The following is a 19,834-nucleotide window of genomic DNA, read 5'->3' on the forward strand; positions in this document are numbered from 1 at the left end:
ATCGAGTTTAATTTAGATTACATATTACTAATATATCTAGCGATGGAACTTGTAGGAAGAAAGAAATATAAGACTTAAGTATAAAAAGGCCCCTTTTGGGGCCTTAAAACTGTAATTTTAACAAAATATATAATGATAAAGCGCATCTGATGTACAGAAAACCTCACCATTTCCGTAATTAAATTACAGAAAGCGTGAGCGATTACTCATATTTGCGTTCGCGCTTAGTTTCAATGGCATCAATATAAGCATGCCATGACGCGTAGCCGATTATAGGCATTAACACGATAAAACCAATAAACCCGGTTACGTAACCAATCGCAACGGTGGTAAAGATGATCGCCCCCCAAATAAGCATGGGCACCTTATTAAGCCATACTGCGTTAACGCTGGTTAATACGGCGGTAGCAAGGTCAACTTTGCGTTCCATCAAAATTGGTTGGGTAAACGCCGTAATGAAAAGCATAGCCAATGTAAAACCCGCACCAACAATTGTGCCTAGCGCTAAAAACGGTAACAAGCTTTCTAAGTCGTTTTCTATGTAAGGCGGATAAAGCGCGTGGATTAGCGATGCAACACGCAACCAGAATATCATCATCACCATAAGCAGTATGGCAAAGCCCCACTCGTTAAATGCATTTCGGCGCATTGCGCGTAAAGAGTGGCGTAGCGTGGGCTTGTGGCCTTTTTCCATTTCCCAGCTCACATCATAAAGACCAGCAGCCAGAAATGGACCTACCAACATAAAGCAAACAATGGCGGGTAAAATAACTAAGTGCCAACCTGTCATTTCAACCAAGTACATAATGAACCACGGAATAACCGCGAAAAGAACGCCATAAAACAATGTGAGACCTGGTGCGCGCATAGCGTCTCGTAATGCCAATGACAACCATTTTATAGGGTCGCCAACGTCTAATTCTTTACAGGGAATAACGCGTGCTATACCACTTTGCGTGATTGCATTCTCTGGTGTTTCTTTGAAATGGTGCGACATATTCTTATCACCTCTGCTTGTTAGCCTGTTTGTTACTAACGCGTTTTTTATACACGCCTTACTACTACGATAGGCGCTGAATGAAAAGTTCACAAGCTATTAACATAAATTTTATACTTAAGTGACAAGCGGATCATTCATCTCGTTATGTGGTCAATAAATAGCCACTTGGTGAAAAAAGTAGTGCTTAAAGCAGAAATACTGCAAAAAGGCCATCGCATATGGCTTTGTATTGCGATAATCTCAAGGTATGTAAATCAACCAGATAGACCATGAAAACTGTATCTCGCTCACATAAATTAGATAACGTTTGTTACGACATTAGAGGCCCAATCGCTGCGCAAGCACGCAAAATGGAAGACGAAGGACACCGCATATTAAAGCTGAATATCGGTAACCCTGCCCCATTTGGATTTGAAGCCCCTGACGATATCGTAAAAGACGTTATTCATAACCTGCCTACGTCTCAAGGATATTCAGACTCGACAGGAATTTATGCTGCCCGTGTGGCCGTGATGCAGTACTACCAGCAGCGCAACATTAAAGACATCCGTGTAGATGACGTTTATATTGGTAACGGCGTATCTGAGTTAATTATGATGGCAATGCAGGCGCTACTTAATCATGGCGATGAAGTGCTTATTCCAAGCCCTGACTACCCGCTTTGGACAGCAGCAGTTAGCCTCTCGTCAGGTTCACCCGTTCATTATCGCTGCGACGAGCAAGCAGGCTGGTTCCCAGATATTGACGACATAAAAAGTAAAATCACCAGTAAAACTCGCGCGATCGTACTGATCAACCCTAACAACCCAACCGGCGCAGTTTACGACAAAGCCCTGTTGCAAGAAGTAGTTGAAGTCGCCCGCGAACACGGACTTGTTGTATTTAGCGACGAGATTTACGACAAAATTCTTTACGATGAAGCAAAGCACACCAGTATTGCTTCACTGGCTGACGATGTGTTTTTTGTTACCTTTGGCGGCTTGAGCAAAAACTACCGTGTGGCGGGCTTTCGTTCAGGTTGGCTAGTTGTCAGCGGCAATAAGCGATTAGCGTCTGACTATATTGAAGGGCTTAATATTCTGTCTTCCATGCGGATGTGCGCTAACGTACCGTGTCAAAGTGCTATTCAAACTGCGTTAGGCGGCTATCAAAGCATTGACGACTTGGTGAAAGAAAACGGGCGTCTTCGCATTCAGCGCGACGTGACTACAGATATGCTAAACGGCATTGACGGTATTTCGTGCGTTAAACCTAAAGGTGCCATGTATTGTTTCGCTAAAGTGGATGAGAAGAAATTTAACATTCAAAACGACGAACAAATGGTGCTGGACTTATTAAGCTCTGAAAAAATTCTGCTGGTACATGGTCGCGCGTTTAACCTTACTGAAGGCACGTATTTCCGATTAGTATTTTTACCGCACAGCGATGTATTGGTGCCTGCTCTGCATCGTATTGGCAACTTCTTTAGAACGTATAAGCAAGGGGCGTAATGTGTCTGATAAAAGTCACTTTTTTGCGCACCTGGCGCGCTTAAAGCTTATTAATCGCTGGCCGCTAATGCACAACGTGCGCACAGAAAATGTGCAGGAGCACAGTTTGCAGGTGGCCATGGTTGCCCACGCACTTGCTTTAATAAAAAATAAGTTTTTTGGCGGCACACTAAACCCTGATCGTATTGCTACCATGGCAATATTTCACGACGTGTCGGAGGTACTCACCGGAGACCTCCCTACCCCAGTGAAATATTTTAACCCTGCGATTAAAGAAGAATATAAAAAGATCGAAAAAATTGCAGAGAACAAGCTAATTGAAATGGCACCAGAGGCATTTCGAGAAGACTATGCGGCGCTTATTGATCATCACTACCATAGTGAAGAAGAAGCTTTTATTGTGAAAGCAGCAGACGTACTTTGCGCTTACCTAAAAACGCTTGAAGAATTAGCTGCTGGTAACCAAGAGTTTAAGCTGGCTAAGAAACGATTAGATAAAACCCTTAAAGAATATCATTCTGAAGAGGTGGACTACTTCTTAACGCGTTACGTACCAAGCTTTTCTTTAAGTCTTGATGAAATTACGCAAGACGATATGTGAGCGAGGCGATTAACAGCGCTTAAATCACTATACTGACGAAAAGAAGTAGCATACACAGCAAGGCAGCGAGGTTTTTTTGGCAACAAGCGATTGGGAATTAGCATTACACGAGCGTCGTTTACCCCGTAGCGAAACAAGAGACGGCGATCATCGCAATCCATATCAACGTGATAAAGCGCGCGTTCTTCACAGCGCTGCCTTTCGTAGATTGCAGGCAAAAACCCAGGTGCTCGGTGTGGGGCTGAGCGACTTCTATCGCACTCGACTAACCCACTCTCTAGAAGCCGCCCAAATTGGCACCGGTATTACTGCCCAACTTTGGGTGAAATTTCCAGATATTGCCTCGACGTTAGCGCTTGATCCTACGTTAATCGAAACCCTCTGCTTGGCTCACGATATTGGTCATCCCCCATTCGGCCATGGTGGTGAAATTGCGCTTAATTACATGATGCACCAATACGGCGGGTTTGAAGGAAACGGACAAACTTTTAGGATCATCACTCAGCTAGAGCCCTATACCGCCGAACACGGCATGAATTTATGCAGAAGAAGCGTGTTAGGCTTGGTTAAATATCCGAATTTTATCGATGCCCTTCATAGTAAAGGACCTACGCCCGAGCGCCCTGTTTCACTTCGTCAGGTGAAGGCCCACGACTGGCATCCGCCAAAAGGTCTGTTTCGCTGCGATGAGCCCCTGTTCGACTGGCTACTTGCGCCATTTAGCAATGAAGATAAAGATGCGTTTATGCAGTTTACTGCAAAACCGAATACCCACAGTAAAACGCAATTCAAGTCGTTCGACTGCTCAATTATGGAGCTGTCTGACGATATCGCCTATGGCATTCACGACTTAGAAGATGCCATTGTAATGGATATGGTCGACATGCATCACTTTGTCGAAGATGTAACAACGCCTCTAAAAGCGCTAGATGTACCGTGGCTGTCAGACAATATAGAAGTGCTAACCAATAAGCTATTTAGCGCTGCACATCACGAAAGAAAAAATGCCATAGGCGCGCTGGTAAATAGCTTTATTACAGCTATTGAAATAAAAGGCGTTGAGGATTTCGCTCACCCGTTACTGGCGTTCAACGCCGTAATGCCTGAACATTTTGCACAAGCCTTGGAGCTTTTCAAACGCTTTGTGTTTAACAAAGTAATACGCCGCCCCGATGTGCAGCTTCTTGAATACAAAGGACAGCTGGTGGTTATGGAGCTTTTTGAAGCCTTTGCATCAGATCCTGACCGCTTACTTCCCGAAAACACCCAAGTTCGCTGGCGTAAGGCCTGTGAGAGCGGCAATGGTATGCGCGTTCTCGCTGACTATATATCGGGTATGACCGATGAATTCGCATCTCGCCTATACAGTAATATCTTTTCACCTAAACAAGGCGGTATTCAAGATAGTCTGCATATGTAGATTGTTTTGTTTTTCCAAATTAATTGAAATGAAAAGACCGTACTCTCGGTCTTTTTTATTATGTTGAACTTACTCGTTACATTAACGTAGCTAAATGTACTGGGCAAAGTGACGACCATTTCTCATAGTCTTATCATAATTTAGGTGACGTAATGCCAAAACCATTTAAACCCTCAGTAAAATTAACTGATAACGACGTAACCAATGAAGGCGTTTATATGAATCGCCGTTCATTGCTCAAATCTATGGGCTTTGTGGGAGCGTCTACGCTGTTGGCGAAGTCGGCAGGCGCTGCCGGTTGGTTTTGGGAAGATGAAGAAGAGAAGGCAGCGTTTAAGGGAAAGGCGCTGGAGTTTAGTCAGCCCCCTAAGTTTCAAATAACGGAAACCCGAACGCCTGAAGATAAAGTGACCAGCTACAACAACTTCTATGAGTTTGGCACGTCTAAAGATGCACCAGCCAAAAATGCGACTGAATTTCAAACTAATCCATGGACGTTAAAAGTTGACGGGATGGTTAAAAACCCCATTGAGCTTGATCACGATGCCTTAACAAAGCGTTTTCCCCTTGAAGAACGCATTTACCGCTTGCGCTGTGTGGAAGCATGGTCGATGGTGGTGCCTTGGATTGGGTTTGAGTTAGGGGCGTTGTTAAAACAAGCCGAGCCATTAATGTCAGCCAAATATGTAGCATTTGAAACTTTACATGACCCTGAGCAAATGCCCGGTCAACGAAGCCGCTTTACCGGTGGTGGTATTGATTACCCTTATGTAGAGGGTTTGCGTCTTGACGAAGCCATGCACCCGTTAACGCTCATGTCGGTTGGTCTTTACGGGAAGACCTTGCCACCTCAAAACGGCGCGCCTATCAGGCTTGTTGTACCGTGGAAGTATGGTTTTAAGAGCATTAAGTCTATTGTGAGAATTCGCCTTACCGACAAGAAGCCGCCTACCACATGGAATCGACTGGCTGCCAACGAGTATGGCTTTTACGCCAATGTGAATCCAAACGTGTCGCACCCAAGGTGGAGCCAAGCCAGCGAGCGCAGAATAACCACAGGTGGGCTACTCGCCAGAAATCGCATCGACACCCAAATGTTCAACGGTTACAGCGAAGTCGCGCCGCTATACAAAGATATGGACTTATCCCGTTATTACTAGTTGGTACGTTTTATAGGGCGACGAGTAAATAGCTAGCCCTTCTAACCAATATCTCATGACCGAAGCTATTAAACATTATTATTAAGTTGTTCATTTAATGCCGTTAAGAAAAAAACCATTTCGACTCTCTGTTTGGCAACGCCGCAGCCTAAAAGGTCTTATTCACCTTTTCGCATTGGGCTATATCGCCTGGTTGTTTTTTGCAGGGGTAACCGATCAGCTTGGTCCAGACCCTGTAAACACGCTCATCAATGAGACTGGAACCTGGGCAATTCACTTTCTTTTACTAACGCTTACTCTTAGCCCACTTGCTAAATGGCTACCAAGCCCAGAACCGATGCAATTCAGACGTATGATTGGCGTATACACCTTTGTGTACGCCTTTGCACACCTGCTCACTTACATTGTGTTTGAACTCCAGCTTGATATGGCACTAGTGGCTAGCGAGATAGTAAACAGGCCTTACATCATTGTTGGCATGGCAGCGTTACTTCTTCTTTTAGCTCTCACTGCTACATCGTTTAAGCGTATCCAGCGCAACATGGGAAAAAAGTGGCAGAAGCTTCATAACAGCATTTACTTGATCCTGCCTCTTGCACTACTTCATTTCAGCTGGTCGCAGAAGACGTTTTGGCAAGAGCCCATTTGGTATTGGATGGTTGGACTAATATTGATGAGCCCAAGAATGAAGCAGTGGTATGTGACGTATCAGAAGAAAAGCCAAAAGAAGTCGAGAGACAAAAACGCAGTGGCGTGAGAAAACTAAAGTCGAAAACCTTTTAAACAAGCACGTACAGCAACGCAGCATAACGCGCTGTTTTGCTAAGCGTTACCGCGAGAATAAAAAACCAAAACGGGCTTCTAAGTACACCTGCTACTAAAGTAATAGGGTCGCCAATAATAGGTACCCAGCATAAAAACAAGCTCCACTTCCCCCACTTTGTAAAGGTGTAACTTGCACGGTTAAACGCCGCTTCGCTCACTTTTAACTTATCGGTCGCAATTTCTTTTCCGAACTTGAAGCCCAACGCATAATTAACCACCGAGCCGAGTACATTTCCTAACGAAGCAACAACAAGCAACAACACCCAGTTCAACCCACTACTGTATAAAGCACTAAGCACGATTTCAGAACTAAAAGGCAATATAGTGGCTGCCAAAAATGCCGATAAGAACATCCCCAAGTAGCCTAAATGTATTAATGCGCTCAACGCTCCTCCAGCTTTATACAGTAGTTTTCTATGTAAAATTGGCGCGCATCTTACCTTAATCGGAGTATGAATACTTCCTTCAGAATTCGATAGCACAAAAAAACCATTATCTTTTATGTAGTTACTGAGAAAACACCAATTTGTGTGAAAAAAGTACAACTAAATACTTGCCAAAGTCCTCCTTTGAGAATACTGTATACACATACACACTGTATAAGCAGCCAGTATCAATCAATAACAATATTCCTGAAGTTCGATTTATGAACTTAAGGGCAAATGCATAAAAGGTTTTACTATGAACACATCTTCAGTTTCACGATTCAATGCTTTACGCGCTTCGGTTTCAAATGTTGTTCAACTACCTTTGCCGATAGAAGGGTTTCCTAGCGAAAAACAAGGTAATGGAAAAGGAAATAATGACAAAGGTTGGAATTATCTGCTTTCAAATACGGTGTCGTTTTCGAAAACTGTAGATCACGCTATCCGTATTCAAAAACCTGAAAAAGAAAAATGCCTGAATGGATCAGTAAGCTGATTACAGGAGGCCAGTGTAAAACACTGTATGTGGAAAACATTGATTTAGACCTTCAACCAACCGACAGTGAAATGATCAGAAAGCTGTGTGAGCTTTATTCTGTCAGCCTAGTGAATGTACGTGTTAACAGTATTAATGACGAACAAAACGTAGCATTAGGTCCTTGGTAATACAAAGCCTGTTTATGCTTACATTTTACGTTTGCCTGAGTAGCGGTGCGTAATCAAAGCTTAAATATTTATTTTCATACAGCTCTTTGGCGTGGAATCTCTGACATGTACCCTTTGGCATGGACCGCCAAGGAATCTTTGAATATCGGCAACATTTACGTTTAAAAAAGTTGGGGCTCACGCAACTTATACTTATACTGTAGCGCTTTGTTTTACTCTTAAACTGCGAGTTGTCTTATGCGCTGTTACTGTTGCTCATCAAAATCCTTCGACGAATGCTGCGAGCCTTTTATTAAGGGTGATAAACACCCTAGTTCTGCAGAGCAACTTATGCGCTCCCGTTTTTCAGCCTACGCTACAGCGCATTATCAATATATTCTTGAAACCTACACCAAAGAAAAGCAGCAGGGTCTTTCTGTAGAGGATTTGGCGCAAAGCGCACAAGGTGCGACATGGTTCGCACTTAAAGTACACCCCACTCTAGCGGCTAGCTCCGTAGATAACTCCGTAGATAGCTTGGTAGGTAACTCGGTCAGTAGTACTGAAGATAGTTCGATAGACTGTTCTGTACATGCTGACGCTAAAGTCGAAGCGCAAACCAACGCCGAGCCAATCTCTAAGACTAATTTAAAGCCCATCTCCAAACCCATCTCCAAACCCATCTCCAAACCCATCACCAAACCCAATAATGCCATTGTTGAATTCACTGCTTACTATTTTGAGAATAAAAGCATGTATCAGCTTCACGAAACGTCTAATTTTAGTGTTGAAGACGGTAAGTGGCGTTATCACGACGGCGTATTACACGACGACTGCGGCAAAATTAAATACGGGAGAAACCTACCTTGTGTTTGCGGTAGCAACAAAAAATTCAAACAGTGCTGCGCAACTAAGAGCCGCTAACCCAATTGCAATAACTAACTGTACTCCCTTCCCTGCGCATCTTGATTGTTCACCTTTCCTTTAATTTAAAATTAAAGGTGAATTGAATACGTATGCATGATGCTCATTATTTGTAAACATAATGTAAGCATTACTTTCATCTTTTATCTCGCTCCCACATAAAATAGGACACACTATGAAGATGAAGAAACATGCGGCAGGCGTTCTAATAGGCGCAGCACTGAGTACATTAAGTTATCAAAGCTATGCCGACGTTATACTACACGCATTTAACTGGACCTACGACGACGTAGCCGCAAAAGCCCAGGAAATTGCGGATCTTGGTTACACCAAAGTACTTGTTTCGCCTGCTTATAAATCGACAGGTGACCAGTGGTGGGCGCGATATCAACCACAGGACTATCGAGTTATTGATAACCCACTTGGTGACACTGCTGACTTTCAAGCGATGGTTAATGCATTAAATGCCAAAGGTGTAGAGACCTATGCGGATATTGTCTTTAATCATATGGCGAACGAAGCATGGAAACGTTCAGACTTAAACTACCCCGGAAGTGAAGTACTACAGCAATACTCATCAAATCAGGGATACTACAATGGCATCACATTATTTGGTGATATAAGTAGCGGCCTTTTTGGCGGTGGTGACTTCCACGGTACGTATGATCAAGGTGGTCCTAAGTGCATTAGTAACTACAGCGACGTGGGCGATGTTCAGTACAATAGATTATGCGGCGCCGCGCCAGATCCTGGCTTGCCCGACCTAGACCCCAATAATTGGGTAGTAGCGCAGCAAAAAGCGTATCTTCAGGCGTTAAAAGACATGGGTGTAACCGGTTTCCGCGTTGATGCTGCAAAGCACATGACCAACTACCATATCAACGCGGTGTTCGACAGCAATATAAAAAACGGCGTGCATGTTTTCGGAGAAATAATTACCACGGGCGGTGCAGGCTCTAGTGAGTATGATAACTTCCTTGCACCTTATTTATCAGCAACAGGTCACTCGGCCTACGACTTCCCGCTTTTCGCGCAAATACGTAGTGCATTTAGCTTCGGTGGTTCGATGAATGCCTTGGTTGACCCAGGTGCGTACGGTCAGGCTTTATCAGGCGACAAGGCCATCACATTTAGTATTACCCACGACATCCCGCTAAACGACGGCTTCCGCTACCAGTTACTTGACCCTACCGACGAACATTTGGCAAATGCCTATGTACTAGGCCGTGACGGTGGTGTTCCATTACTGTACTCAGATAACAATGAAAGTGGTGATAATCGTTGGGTAGATTTGTACAAGCGTGATGACATCAAGGGTATGGTTAAATTCCATAACGGAGTTCAGGGCAGTGGCATGCAAGTGGTAAGTCATAATGACTGCGTTATTTTCTTCAAGCGTGACCATCAAGGCGTTGTGGGTATTAATAAATGCGCAGACGGCCAAGATATATGGGTAGATACATCTACGGACAATTTGTGGTGGTATAGAAATTACCGCGATACATTAAGTAATGATGTGCAATATATTACAACTCAGTGGCACAAGTTCTATGTACCAGGAAGAAGCGCCCGAATGTGGCTTATGGAATAACCCACTGTTAACAAGAAAAGCCTGAACATCGATTGTTCAGGCTTTATTGTTAAGTTACCCACGTGTCAGGCTTGTAGGATCAGGGCACAAGCACCATCTTACCTTTCACTTCCCGGTTCATTACCTTGGCCATGGCTTTCGTTGCTTGTTCTAAGGGTAATGCTTCATCTACGACCACCTTCACCTTACCTTGCACATACCAAGTTAAAAGCTCTTGCATGTTTTCCGCAAAGCCTTTTGGATCGTGCTGAGTAAACGAGCCCCAAAATACGCCCATAACCGAATAGCCTTTTACCAGCGCTAAATTAACCGGGAATTTCGGGATCTCACCGCCAGCAAAGCCAACCACAAGTAAACGACCTTCCCATGCCATACTGCGGCTGCAAGCGTGGAATGTGTCACCGCCAACGCATTCATAAACTACATCGACACCTTTGCCGCCTGTGACTTCTTTCAGCGTTTCTTTGAGATCTTTTTCTTTGTAGTTAATTAAAACGTCTGCGCCATACTCTTTAGCAAGCGCCAGCTTTTCTTCTGTTGAGCAAACTGCAATCACTTTAGCGCCCATAATCTTGCCTATTTGCACTGCTGCTAAGCCAGTACCACCAGCCGCACCAGTTACTACCAGTGTTTCGCCAGGCTGCAGTTTTGCGCGCTGCTTTAATGCGTGATGTGCTGTGGCATGCGCAGTTACAAGAGCAGCCCCTTCATTAACATGGATGGGATCAGGTAATGGCATAACATGCGTGGCAGGGATCAGCGCTTTTTCTGCGTAACCACCTAAGTTAGACAACGCAATAACTCGTTGCCCTTCTTTTAAATGGCTTACGCCCTCACCTACTTCAGATATGGTGCCTGCCACTTCATTGCCAGGAATAAACGGGAAGTCTGGCTGCATTTGATACAGACCTTGCACCAATAGTCCGTCTGGAAAGTTCACCCCTGCGGCTTCAACATTTACGACTACATGCCCTTTTTTACTTCTGGGTCTGCAACGTCTTTAAATTGAAGTTCTTCAAGTGGTCCAAAAGATTCGCATACAATTGCTTTCATACTGTCTCCAGTTGCTTTGTTCGACGAGCACGCTATTGATAGCATGACATGTCATTAAATACGTTATATGGCGTTTATTCGCTTTGGTGAATGGTTTGGTTCGCAATTTGCGCCAGAGGTCTCACCATTGCGCCTAATTGCATAGCCTTCTCGCTTGACGCATTGCCATCGTGTGCGCGTTTTACCACGCCTTGTAAAATAGCGGCTAAACGGAAAAACTAAATGCGAGGTAAAACGTCCAGTTGCTAATGCTATCAATACCTCTTCGCTCGCAATACGCATTGATATATTCTTGTTCACTTGGAATGCCTAACTGCTCTCTGTCTAAACCACCTAACCCAGCTGCGTGCGCAATGTCAGAGGGAAGGCGCAACTGCATACATTGGTAAGCCAAATCGGCATACGGGTGCCCCAACGTTGATAATTCCCAATCAAGCACCGCGACTACTCTTGGGTTTTTAGGGTTAGACATATCAAACATCATATTGTCTAAACGAAAATCGCCATGGACCAACGAGACTTGACCATCATCTTTTGGCAGGTTGGTCTCAAGATACTGAATGAGACTTTCAATTTCTTCAACATGCTCAAGTTCAGATGCACGATACTGTTTTGTCCACCTGCTTAGCTGACGTTCAAAGTAGCTGCCAGGCCTTCCATAATCGCGTAAGCCTGCGCTTTCAATATCTACACTGTGAAGCGCTGCAAGCACCCGGTTCATTTCATCATACATGGCAGCGCGAGTAGCAGAATATGCTATTTCAGGCAGTGCGCTATTCCAGAAAATGTCACCTTCAACATAGGCCATAATGTAAAACATGCTACCGATTATGCTGGTATCTTCACATAAATGGTACGCTTTGGGCACAGGCACTTCTGAGCCCTGCAACGCGTTGATAACGCGAAATTCTCGGTCAACCGCATGGGCCGACTTCAGTAACTTGCCCGGCGGTTGTCGGCGTAATACATAAACGCCATTATCCGTAGTAAGCTTAAACGTCGGGTTCGATTGCCCACCTGCAAATTTCTCAGCGCTTTTGACGTGCCCAATACTCGGGCACGCAGAAGATAAATACGAATTCAGCACTGCTAAATCTATGACATGTGGGGCTTTCGCATTGTCTTTAGACACATTCACTCCTTACCCGTAATTTTTTGTATTGTTTATTTACAACACTGACTTATTCAGCGACTGCTTTTTCAGCAATAAGATTACGACCTAACTGCATCATGTGAACCTGATCAGGGCCATCTGCCAGCTTGATAGTACGCGCATAAGCGTACATGGCAGACAATACGAAATCTTGGCTTGTACCTGCAGCGCCGTGCATCTGAATGGCTTGGTCGATAACCTTACAGGCCATAGTAGGTGCAACTATTTTGATAGCAGCGATAAGGTCGCGCGATACTTTGTTGCCATAGCGATCCATCTTATCAGCCGCTTTCAACGTAAGCAGACGCGCCTGTTCAATATCACAGTGCATCTGCGCAATGCTCTCTCTAACCGATTGCTGTTTTGACAACGGTTTGCCAAACGCCACTCGGCTTTCAACTCGTTCACAGGCCATATCGAGCGCGCGCTGTGCACAGCCAATAAGACGCATACAGTGGTGAATACGGCCCGGGCCTAAGCGCCCTTGTGCGATTTCAAAACCACGCCCTTCACCAAGCAGTAAGTTTTCTGCCGGTACACGCACGTCTTCAAACAAGACCTCAGCGTGGCCTACAGGCTCATCGTAATAGCCCATTGCAGCCATTGGGCGAACAATAGTTACACCTTTGGTGTCCATAGGAACCAAGATTTGAGACTGCTGCTGGTGACGAGGCGCATCGAAATCAGTTTTACCCATTACCACCATAATTTTACAGTTTTCATTCATGGCACCGCTGGTGTACCACTTGCGGCCGTTAATAACGTATTCATCGCCATCGCGCTTAATGGAAGTTTCGATGTTAGTCGCGTCACTTGATGCCACTGCAGGCTCTGTCATAGCAAAGGCTGAGCGTATTTCCCCGTTTAAGAGAGGCTCTAACCACTGCTTTTTCTGACTCTCGTTACCGTATTTCGCCAGCACTTCCATATTGCCAGTATCTGGCGCACTACAGTTGAAGATTTCAGAGCTAAACAAAACTCTGCCCATTTCTTCACAAAGTGGTGCATACTCTGCGTTAGTTAAGCCCGCGCCATATGGCCTATATTCTTCAGGTAAAAATAGATTCCAAAGACCCGCTTCTTTTGCACGCTTTTTCAATGTATGCATCATTTCAGGCGTTTTCCAACGACCTTCGCCATTGTTGGCAGAGCCATTTTCTACGGCGTGAATGTATTCCTTTTCAATTGGATACACTTCTTCTTTCATAAACGCTTTTAGTTTTTCTAAAAGTGCTTGGGTCTTTTCATTATATTCAAAGTTCATAACTGCCCCATTTAGCTGTAGGTAATGGCGTGTAACCTGTCAATCACATCCAGGTGAGGTACGCTGTTGAAGTTATTAAGGTGAACGCCTCGCGCATTGGCAAAGCATTGAGAAAAACTGGCATTTCGGATCTGTAAATTCATATTCACAACGGTGGCCGCATCGTAGCCAAGAATGTGTTTGAGCATCATGGCAATTGCACCGCCAGAACTCACAACGAGAACACGCTTCGCATCTATACTTTGAAGGTGCGTGAGCATACTGTGAACTCTGTCTTCGAACTGACCCCATGTTTCATCAAGGAGTTCATGCGCCAATTCGTCTTGCGACCAGGCAAGCATTGCTTTTTTTAGCAATCGGTAATATTCAGAAGGCGAAGCACCTTCAGGTACTTTTGCTTCTGGGTAGCGTGTTAAATAGGCGGTAGCCACTGCCTGAAAGTTGAATTCATTCAGTGCGCTATTCACTGTAACTTCAGGTAGCGTATAGTCTTCAGTAGCAATACCCGAGGCAATACCTTCTCTGGTTTCGTGATGCCTAACCATGTCGCCAGAGAAAACTGCATCAAATTCAACATTGCGATGCTTGAAATAGTCACCAAGCCAAATGGCCTGTTGCCCACCCAGTTCACTAAGTTTGTCATAGTTCGCTTTGCCAAAAGACGCTTGACCATGTCGCACTAAATAGATGTCTGTCATACCGCTGCCTGATGTTATTAATATGTTAACTTTCAACCAACATACTAAGGAAAACAGCGATATAAGTTTAATTGATATTTTGAATGAGTATGCATCATGTGAAACTATTCACTGTCAAACATCTGTTCACTTTTCGAACGTTGTGAACAAAATTTGACATGATAGCTTCAAATGCGTGCAATATATGTTCATTAGATTGTATAGTGAAAAAACACTACACGACGTCATAGGGAAGTTGGCGTATTTAGGATGTAAAGGACTGTACGCATTTGGACGCGACCTTGTCGTGATTAATTTTGTTTAAAGCCCACCGCTTTTGAAAATAAAAAGAACCAAAATGAAGTCACTTACACACGCTTTGTCTTCTACCCATCCATGTACAGTTGTTGCAACATCTACTTCCCCAAATGCCACAACACGCAACTTCTTCAACACGCCGTTTATCGCAGCGATTTTTTCATCTTCATTTGTCCTAGCTCCCCATACTTACGCCAATGACAATGCTGAATTGACTCAGCACAACAAAAAGGCGCTGGAACACATTGTTGTACAGGCGCAAAAGACCAGTCAAAACTTGCAAGATGTGCCCGTTGCGGTCACTGCGCTTTCAGGTCAAGACCTAGTTGAAACAGTTAGCCGAGATGTGTTTGACCTGCAAAACTACGTACCTGCTTTTGGCGCGTTTCAAAATCAAAGCGTAACAAATTCAGGGTTTTCAATACGCGGCATTGGCACGTCTTCACAAAACTTCGGCTTCGAGTCTTCGGTGGGTTTATACGTAGATGGTGTATACCGTGCAAGACAAAACGCGTTAATTAACGACTTAGTTGATATTGAATCTATTGAAGTGTTGCGTGGGCCACAGGGCACACTATTCGGAAAGAATACTGCCGCTGGCGCAATGACATTAACTACGGTCGCACCTTCACACGACGAACGTAATGGCTTTGCTGAGGCTATTATTGGCAATGATAACTTGGTTCGTTTAAGCGCTGGCTCGTCGTTTTCGCTTATCGACGATGTACTCGCCATGCGAGTATCTGGCTTTAGTTCGCGCAGTGACGGTTTCATTACCGACGAGCGCAGCGGACAAACCCTAAATAACCGTAACCGGTCTGCGGTAAAAGCGCAGCTACTTTACACACCAACAGAAAACGTTAGTGTAAGATTAATTGCCGATTACGGCGAGCTAGACGAACGGTGCTGCGGCGCACTAACTTTTCAAAACAACATTCAAGCTAATGACATAGCGGGTAAATTCGGCACTGATGCACTGCTGCTACAACCTCCATTCAACGCCACCATCTACGGGCGCGAAGATTTTTATAATTATAAGACATCCTTGTCGCAGGCTCCCCTTTCAAAAATGGAAGACAAAGGACTATCAGTTCAGGTAGATGTGGCTTTAAACAATGCATGGGATTTAGTGAGCATAAGCGCGTACCGCGCGTTTGACAGCTTAGATACGGTAGATACCGACTTTTCTGATGCGGACCTTCTTACTGCCACTAACGATGCCAGGCAGCAGTCGTTTTCTCAAGAAGTTAGATTGCATTACACCAGTGAAGATATGCGCGGTTTAATAGGTGTTTACTATTACAGCCAAAACTTAGACCTAACCTTTGATACTACCACGCAAGATGATTTTAGTGCGTTCTTTAATGCCGCTGCATCCGATTTGCTGCCTTTGGCTAACGCCATCAACGAGCTATCTGCAGTTACATCGGGCTTTATTGCGCCTGCTGCAGCATCCGCGCCGTCCGGTACTGCTTTCGAACACAGCGCCAATCAAGAGCAGGACAGCATTGCTTTATTTTCTCAGCTGGATTGGCTGTTAAACAGTGATTTCACCTTAACAACTGGCTTACGCTATACCCGCGAAGAAAAGTCGATTGTCGGAACCTACAATGAGCAAGGGCCTGGTATTGACGGACTAAGTCAAAACCCAGCGCAATGGCCTGATGCAGGTCGTGCTATAGTTGGGTTACAAAACATCGCTGCTGCGTTAGCGGCGGGACAAGCCCCTACAGCACAATCCCTTAACGCTATCGCACCATTTCAACAAGCGGGCTGGGGATATTTTTTCTTGGGATCTGCAGCGGTTATGCCGCGCCCTGACTTAAACGAAAAGCTTGATGATTCACAGTTAACCGGCACGGTAAAACTGGCTTATCAGCCTAATGACAACACGCTAACGTACGCAAGCTTTGCCACAGGGTACAAAGCAGGCGGCACGAATACCGACAGAATTTTACCTTCGCTTAGCCCGCTTTTTGATGCTGAAAAATCGCGAAGTGCCGAAATAGGTATTAAACACGACTTTGAAGAATACGGCGTGCGCGTAAATGCTGCGGCGCACTATACACAAATTAGCGACTTTCAGGCGACGACCTTTACCGGAACGGGGTTCAACCTGCAAAATGCGGGCGATATAATAGTGAAAGGCGTAGAGCTTGAAGCTACATGGCTAATGACAGAAAGCACCGAATTACATGCTGTTGCGTCGCGCACATTGGCGAACTTTGATGAGTTTAAACGCGGTACGTGTTGGGTAGCGTACACGTGGCACACGGGCATTGACGATCCGGGCCGTGTGGAGCCTAACGACCCGTTCTGTTCAAGAGACGGAGACCGCGTAGGCTTCGAACCTCAAAACTCACTATCTCTTATGCTGAATCACTATTTCGAAGTTGGGAATTATCCTGCCTCCGCCAGTATTGACTACCAATACACGGGCGACGTATTTCTTGATGATGCGAACGATCCGTACAAATACGCTGACGACTTTTCATTATTTAACGTTCGCGTAAGTTTCACTATCCCACAATGGGATAGCGAAATTATTGCGTGGTCGCGCAACGTTTTCGATGAAGAGTACGTTGCACGAAGTGGCTTTGATGTACCCGTACAAACCGGAAAGATCATGGCCTACCCAGGCGCGCCTAGAAGCTTTGGCGTTACCTTCAGAAAGTCTTTCTAACGCTTTAAATGCGTAGGTTTGGTATGAAACACCGCATGGCACTGAGCAATAACAGACAGTGCTATATGCTCTGGTAGCTCACCACCAATGTCGAAACCAGCGGGGCTTGCAAAATACTGAGTAAAGTTGGTATCGCCAAGCCCGGCTAAATCCATAATTTCCTGCTTACGGTGCAGTGGCCCGAGCATTGCCGTATAGGTTAACGATTGCTTGCTAAGCACCTGCAGCGCCTTTGCATCAATTTCTCGATGATGGGACATAAGCACCGCCGCTTGAATGTTATGTTCGCCCATGTGAAGACGTAAGCCTTCAGTAGACGGATCTTCAATCAAGTAATTTACCTCGGGAAAGTGTTCAAGTCTTGCTTGTGCAGGCCTTGGATCCCAAAGACTTACTAAATAGCCCTGCAAACTAGCAAGCTTAGTCATAAAGGTAGCGTCGTACCCACCTCCAACAACAAGTAGGTGGATAGGCGGCAGCATCAAAACCGACAACATGCGCTTGCCATCAACGGTGTCTAGCACAGCTTTTCTAGGTTTAGCAGAATGGTCTTCCAATTCCGTGCAATCACCTAAAGTACCGTCTACCGCGCAGCGCCACTCACACGCTTTTCCGTTTGATAAGCTTTTGCTAACCACATCCAACGATAAATACTGGTTACTCTCGTTAACTGGTACGAGTGCTAAGTGCACCACACCGCCGCATCCAACACCAAGTTTAAACGCGATGTCTTCTTCATCTTCATCGTCGTAAACCGCGGTACGACTAACGCCGTCGGTCATTACTCGCTGGGCTTTTTTAACGATGTCACTTTCTAAACAGCCGCCGCTTAATATACCTAGCTGATGCCCTGCATCACTAAACAACATCATGGCGCCTGCTTTTCGATAGCATGAGCCTTCGGTTTTAAAAATGAAACCTAGCACCCATTTGTGCTTGTTTTTAAGTGGAAGCCACTGGGCCAACAAATGGTTAACGTGATTACTCATAACTACCTCTACACCCGTTTAACTTGCTTATTGCTGTGATGCCGCTTGGGAAATAAATGCAGCCAATGTTGCTGGCTCTTGTGCCCCGGCTACGCCCTGATTACCAATGACAAAAGTAGGTACACTCTGAATACCACGCTGCATCCAAATAGTTTCTTCCTCACGCACTGCTTGCGCGTATTTTTCACTTTTAATTACTGCTTCAGCTTCGGTTTTGTCGAGGCCCACAGACTCGGCCAATTCTACTAGCACACCAAGATCGTTCACGTCTTTACCATCAGTGAAGTAAGCGTTAAACAAGCTAAGCTTCATTTCTTCTTCAAGGCCGTTTTGTGCTGCAAAGTGAATAAGCTGATGGGCTTTAAAAGTATTCTGCATACGGGAGTCGTCAGTGAAATTAAATGCAAAACCCAACTCTTTACCCGCTTGTACAAGTCGTGCTCGGTTCTCCACGCTTTGCTGCTCACTAATGCCGTATTTTTCCATTATATGCTCGCGAAGGTTTTGCCCGTCTTCTGGCATATTGGGGTTTAGCTCGAAGGGGTGAAACTTAATATCTACTTCAATGTTATCAAGGGTTTTAATGGCTTCTTGCAAACGCTGGTACCCAACAATACACCATGGACATACTACGTCAGAAACCATATTAACTGTTACACTCTGCATACCGTTCGCACTTTGTACACCTTGCTCATTTGCTGCCATGATAGGCCTCGCTTTTTTTGAATTCATGAAGATATAAGGGCTTAGATAAGGTTACAAAAAGAAACTTCAACCCCACACTGCGATTATTTCGTCGCAGTTACATCAGTTTTTGCTGTGACTTTTTTTGTCGTGCCCATTGTGGTCCTGTAAAGCGTGGAAAGTTTTTCAAGGGCTGAGTGTGCCCATATTTCATAGCCTTTCGTGGAGGGATGAAAGCCATCTTCTGCCATCAAACCACTTTGCTGAATATCCGTCATAGTTCCGCCCACATTAAGTGCACTAACATATAATATGTCTGCGTTAGCCCGGGCTGTTACGCTATCAGCCAAAGCTTGGTTTAGTAACCACGCGCGGTAACCTAATAGTGCACGCAAAGGTTGCGGAAGCGCTGGAAAGCAATGAATTGGCGGTAGCGCAGTAAATAATATTGTTTCGCACTCAAATTTATCTGACAGTAGCGTACTCATAGCATCGATGTTTTGCCGCCACCGTTTCAACGGTACAAATTTGGTCACGTCGTTAACACCAATAGAGACGAGCACCGACGAAAAGTGCTCGGCAGGCATTTCATGAAGAAGCTTGAGCACATCTTCACTTTTAAAACCTGTTTTAGCATTCAACGTCACTCGCGTTGGCCCATGCTTAACAAGGTTTGAGTACAGCAGACCTGTGAGTGCCCCCATTTGCGTCGTTGCACCAACACCAGCGGCAGCAGAATCGCCTATAACCAAAACGTTATTAGTTAATAGCAATTTACTATCGGCTGAGGTTAATACCCGCTCGCCGTCGGGCTCTGGCAGTACAGCGGTCTTCTTCCTCACCCACAATGCTTGAAGCAAAATGACTGGAAGAAGTAAAACAATTATCAGGTTTAATACCAAAACCTTGAAGTAGATCAAATCAGCCTCCTA

The 19,834-nt window shown here is 44.9% G+C and carries 17 protein-coding genes and 2 pseudogenes; 10 read left to right on the forward strand and 9 right to left on the reverse strand.

Features of this window, described 5'->3' with window-relative positions:
- Positions 1-202: 202 nt before the first annotated feature.
- On the reverse strand, positions 203-997 hold the full coding sequence (locus KUL49_RS11920; RefSeq protein WP_014949751.1) for a DUF2189 domain-containing protein: 795 nt from the start codon (positions 995-997) through the stop codon (positions 203-205).
- A gap of 272 nt (positions 998-1,269) precedes the next feature.
- Between KUL49_RS11920 and KUL49_RS11925 the strand changes: the two genes are divergently transcribed.
- The 5 genes from KUL49_RS11925 (at position 1,270) to KUL49_RS11945 (ending at position 6,428) form a co-directional block, all read left to right on the forward strand.
- Positions 1,270-2,490: a pyridoxal phosphate-dependent aminotransferase gene (locus tag KUL49_RS11925; protein ID WP_014998627.1), complete on the forward strand. Its 1,221-nt coding sequence runs from the start codon at positions 1,270-1,272 to the stop codon at positions 2,488-2,490.
- 1 nt (position 2,491) lies between these two features.
- A complete protein-coding gene (gene yfbR / locus KUL49_RS11930; protein ID WP_012519109.1) occupies positions 2,492-3,091 on the forward strand; it encodes a 5'-deoxynucleotidase in 600 nt (199 codons plus the stop codon).
- 76 nt (positions 3,092-3,167) lie between these two features.
- Positions 3,168-4,511 carry an anti-phage deoxyguanosine triphosphatase gene (locus KUL49_RS11935; RefSeq protein ID WP_131137416.1) on the forward strand — a complete coding sequence of 448 codons (1,344 nt, stop codon included), beginning with the start codon at positions 3,168-3,170 and terminating at the stop codon, positions 4,509-4,511.
- 152 nt (positions 4,512-4,663) lie between these two features.
- Positions 4,664-5,671 (forward strand): protein-methionine-sulfoxide reductase catalytic subunit MsrP, encoded by a 1,008-nt coding sequence (msrP, locus tag KUL49_RS11940; protein ID WP_131137417.1) that lies wholly within the window; start codon positions 4,664-4,666, stop codon positions 5,669-5,671.
- 97 nt (positions 5,672-5,768) lie between these two features.
- Positions 5,769-6,428, forward strand: a complete 660-nt coding sequence (locus KUL49_RS11945; protein ID WP_131137418.1) for a sulfite oxidase heme-binding subunit YedZ — start codon at positions 5,769-5,771, stop codon at positions 6,426-6,428.
- 22 nt (positions 6,429-6,450) lie between these two features.
- Here the strand turns inward: KUL49_RS11945 and KUL49_RS11950 are convergent, their stop codons facing one another.
- On the reverse strand, positions 6,451-6,849 hold the full coding sequence (locus tag KUL49_RS11950; RefSeq protein ID WP_039225474.1) for a YqaA family protein: 399 nt from the start codon (positions 6,847-6,849) through the stop codon (positions 6,451-6,453).
- A 328-nt stretch (positions 6,850-7,177) separates the two neighbouring features.
- On the opposite strand from KUL49_RS11950, the gene KUL49_RS21165 reads away from it, so the two are divergent.
- The 4 genes from KUL49_RS21165 (at position 7,178) to KUL49_RS11965 (ending at position 10,081) form a co-directional block, all read left to right on the forward strand.
- On the forward strand, positions 7,178-7,417 hold the full coding sequence (locus KUL49_RS21165; protein ID WP_242633815.1) for a hypothetical protein: 240 nt from the start codon (positions 7,178-7,180) through the stop codon (positions 7,415-7,417).
- A complete protein-coding gene (locus KUL49_RS21170; RefSeq protein ID WP_242633816.1) occupies positions 7,393-7,587 on the forward strand; it encodes a hypothetical protein in 195 nt (64 codons plus the stop codon). Before KUL49_RS21165 ends, KUL49_RS21170 begins: the two co-directional genes overlap by 25 nt.
- 237 nt (positions 7,588-7,824) lie before the next feature.
- A complete protein-coding gene (locus tag KUL49_RS11960) occupies positions 7,825-8,490 on the forward strand; it encodes a YchJ family protein (RefSeq protein WP_131137419.1) in 666 nt (221 codons plus the stop codon).
- Between the two features lie 175 nt (positions 8,491-8,665).
- Complete coding sequence (locus KUL49_RS11965; RefSeq protein WP_131137420.1) at positions 8,666-10,081, forward strand: alpha-amylase family protein; 1,416 nt, start codon at positions 8,666-8,668, stop codon at positions 10,079-10,081.
- Between the two features lie 79 nt (positions 10,082-10,160).
- Here KUL49_RS11965 and KUL49_RS11970 read toward each other — a convergent pair.
- The 4 genes and pseudogenes from KUL49_RS11970 to KUL49_RS11985 form a co-directional block, all read right to left on the reverse strand.
- Positions 10,161-11,134 (reverse strand): annotated as a pseudogene (locus KUL49_RS11970) (NADPH:quinone oxidoreductase family protein).
- A 74-nt stretch (positions 11,135-11,208) separates the two neighbouring features.
- Positions 11,209-12,266: pseudogene (locus tag KUL49_RS11975) on the reverse strand (phosphotransferase family protein).
- Positions 12,267-12,315: 49 nt separating this feature from the next.
- Positions 12,316-13,551 (reverse strand): acyl-CoA dehydrogenase family protein, encoded by a 1,236-nt coding sequence (locus KUL49_RS11980; protein ID WP_131137421.1) that lies wholly within the window; start codon positions 13,549-13,551, stop codon positions 12,316-12,318.
- 11 nt (positions 13,552-13,562) lie between these two features.
- On the reverse strand, positions 13,563-14,249 hold the full coding sequence (locus tag KUL49_RS11985) for a histidine phosphatase family protein (protein WP_131137422.1): 687 nt from the start codon (positions 14,247-14,249) through the stop codon (positions 13,563-13,565).
- A gap of 337 nt (positions 14,250-14,586) precedes the next feature.
- Between KUL49_RS11985 and KUL49_RS11990 the strand changes: the two genes are divergently transcribed.
- Positions 14,587-17,229: a TonB-dependent receptor gene (locus KUL49_RS11990; RefSeq protein ID WP_131137423.1), complete on the forward strand. Its 2,643-nt coding sequence runs from the start codon at positions 14,587-14,589 to the stop codon at positions 17,227-17,229.
- On the opposite strand, the gene KUL49_RS11995 is transcribed toward KUL49_RS11990, so the two are convergent.
- The 3 genes from KUL49_RS11995 to KUL49_RS12005 all read right to left on the reverse strand — a co-directional run bounded on the left by KUL49_RS11995 (position 17,226) and on the right by KUL49_RS12005 (position 19,822).
- A complete protein-coding gene (locus tag KUL49_RS11995) occupies positions 17,226-18,218 on the reverse strand; it encodes an XdhC family protein (protein ID WP_131137424.1) in 993 nt (330 codons plus the stop codon). The genes KUL49_RS11990 and KUL49_RS11995 overlap by 4 nt on opposite strands.
- A 27-nt stretch (positions 18,219-18,245) precedes the next feature.
- Positions 18,246-18,923 carry a DsbA family oxidoreductase gene (locus KUL49_RS12000; protein ID WP_131137425.1) on the reverse strand — a complete coding sequence of 226 codons (678 nt, stop codon included), beginning with the start codon at positions 18,921-18,923 and terminating at the stop codon, positions 18,246-18,248.
- 83 nt (positions 18,924-19,006) lie between these two features.
- Positions 19,007-19,822 (reverse strand): SGNH/GDSL hydrolase family protein, encoded by an 816-nt coding sequence (locus KUL49_RS12005; RefSeq protein ID WP_131137426.1) that lies wholly within the window; start codon positions 19,820-19,822, stop codon positions 19,007-19,009.
- Between the last annotated feature and the right edge of the window lie 12 nt (positions 19,823-19,834).

This window comes from Alteromonas sp. KUL17 (assembly GCF_006538305.1).
GTDB lineage: Bacteria > Pseudomonadota > Gammaproteobacteria > Enterobacterales > Alteromonadaceae > Alteromonas > Alteromonas macleodii.

Excerpts from the sequence above, each read along its gene's own strand:
- KUL49_RS11920 (WP_014949751.1), bottom strand. The coding sequence starts at position 997 with ATGTCGCACCATTTCAAAGAAACACCAGAGAATGCAATCACGCAAAGT.
- KUL49_RS11925 (WP_014998627.1), top strand. The coding sequence starts at position 1,270 with ATGAAAACTGTATCTCGCTCACATAAATTAGATAACGTTTGTTACGAC.
- msrP (WP_131137417.1), top strand. The coding sequence starts at position 4,664 with ATGCCAAAACCATTTAAACCCTCAGTAAAATTAACTGATAACGACGTA.
- KUL49_RS11945 (WP_131137418.1), top strand. The coding sequence starts at position 5,769 with ATGCCGTTAAGAAAAAAACCATTTCGACTCTCTGTTTGGCAACGCCGC.
- KUL49_RS11950 (WP_039225474.1), bottom strand. The coding sequence starts at position 6,849 with ATGTTCTTATCGGCATTTTTGGCAGCCACTATATTGCCTTTTAGTTCT.
- KUL49_RS21165 (WP_242633815.1), top strand. The coding sequence starts at position 7,178 with ATGAACACATCTTCAGTTTCACGATTCAATGCTTTACGCGCTTCGGTT.
- KUL49_RS21170 (WP_242633816.1), top strand. The coding sequence starts at position 7,393 with ATGCCTGAATGGATCAGTAAGCTGATTACAGGAGGCCAGTGTAAAACA.
- KUL49_RS11960 (WP_131137419.1), top strand. The coding sequence starts at position 7,825 with ATGCGCTGTTACTGTTGCTCATCAAAATCCTTCGACGAATGCTGCGAG.
- KUL49_RS11965 (WP_131137420.1), top strand. The coding sequence starts at position 8,666 with ATGAAGATGAAGAAACATGCGGCAGGCGTTCTAATAGGCGCAGCACTG.
- KUL49_RS11980 (WP_131137421.1), bottom strand. The coding sequence starts at position 13,551 with ATGAACTTTGAATATAATGAAAAGACCCAAGCACTTTTAGAAAAACTA.
- KUL49_RS11985 (WP_131137422.1), bottom strand. The coding sequence starts at position 14,249 with ATGACAGACATCTATTTAGTGCGACATGGTCAAGCGTCTTTTGGCAAA.
- KUL49_RS11990 (WP_131137423.1), top strand. The coding sequence starts at position 14,587 with ATGAAGTCACTTACACACGCTTTGTCTTCTACCCATCCATGTACAGTT.
- KUL49_RS11995 (WP_131137424.1), bottom strand. The coding sequence starts at position 18,218 with ATGAGTAATCACGTTAACCATTTGTTGGCCCAGTGGCTTCCACTTAAA.
- KUL49_RS12000 (WP_131137425.1), bottom strand. The coding sequence starts at position 18,923 with ATGGCAGCAAATGAGCAAGGTGTACAAAGTGCGAACGGTATGCAGAGT.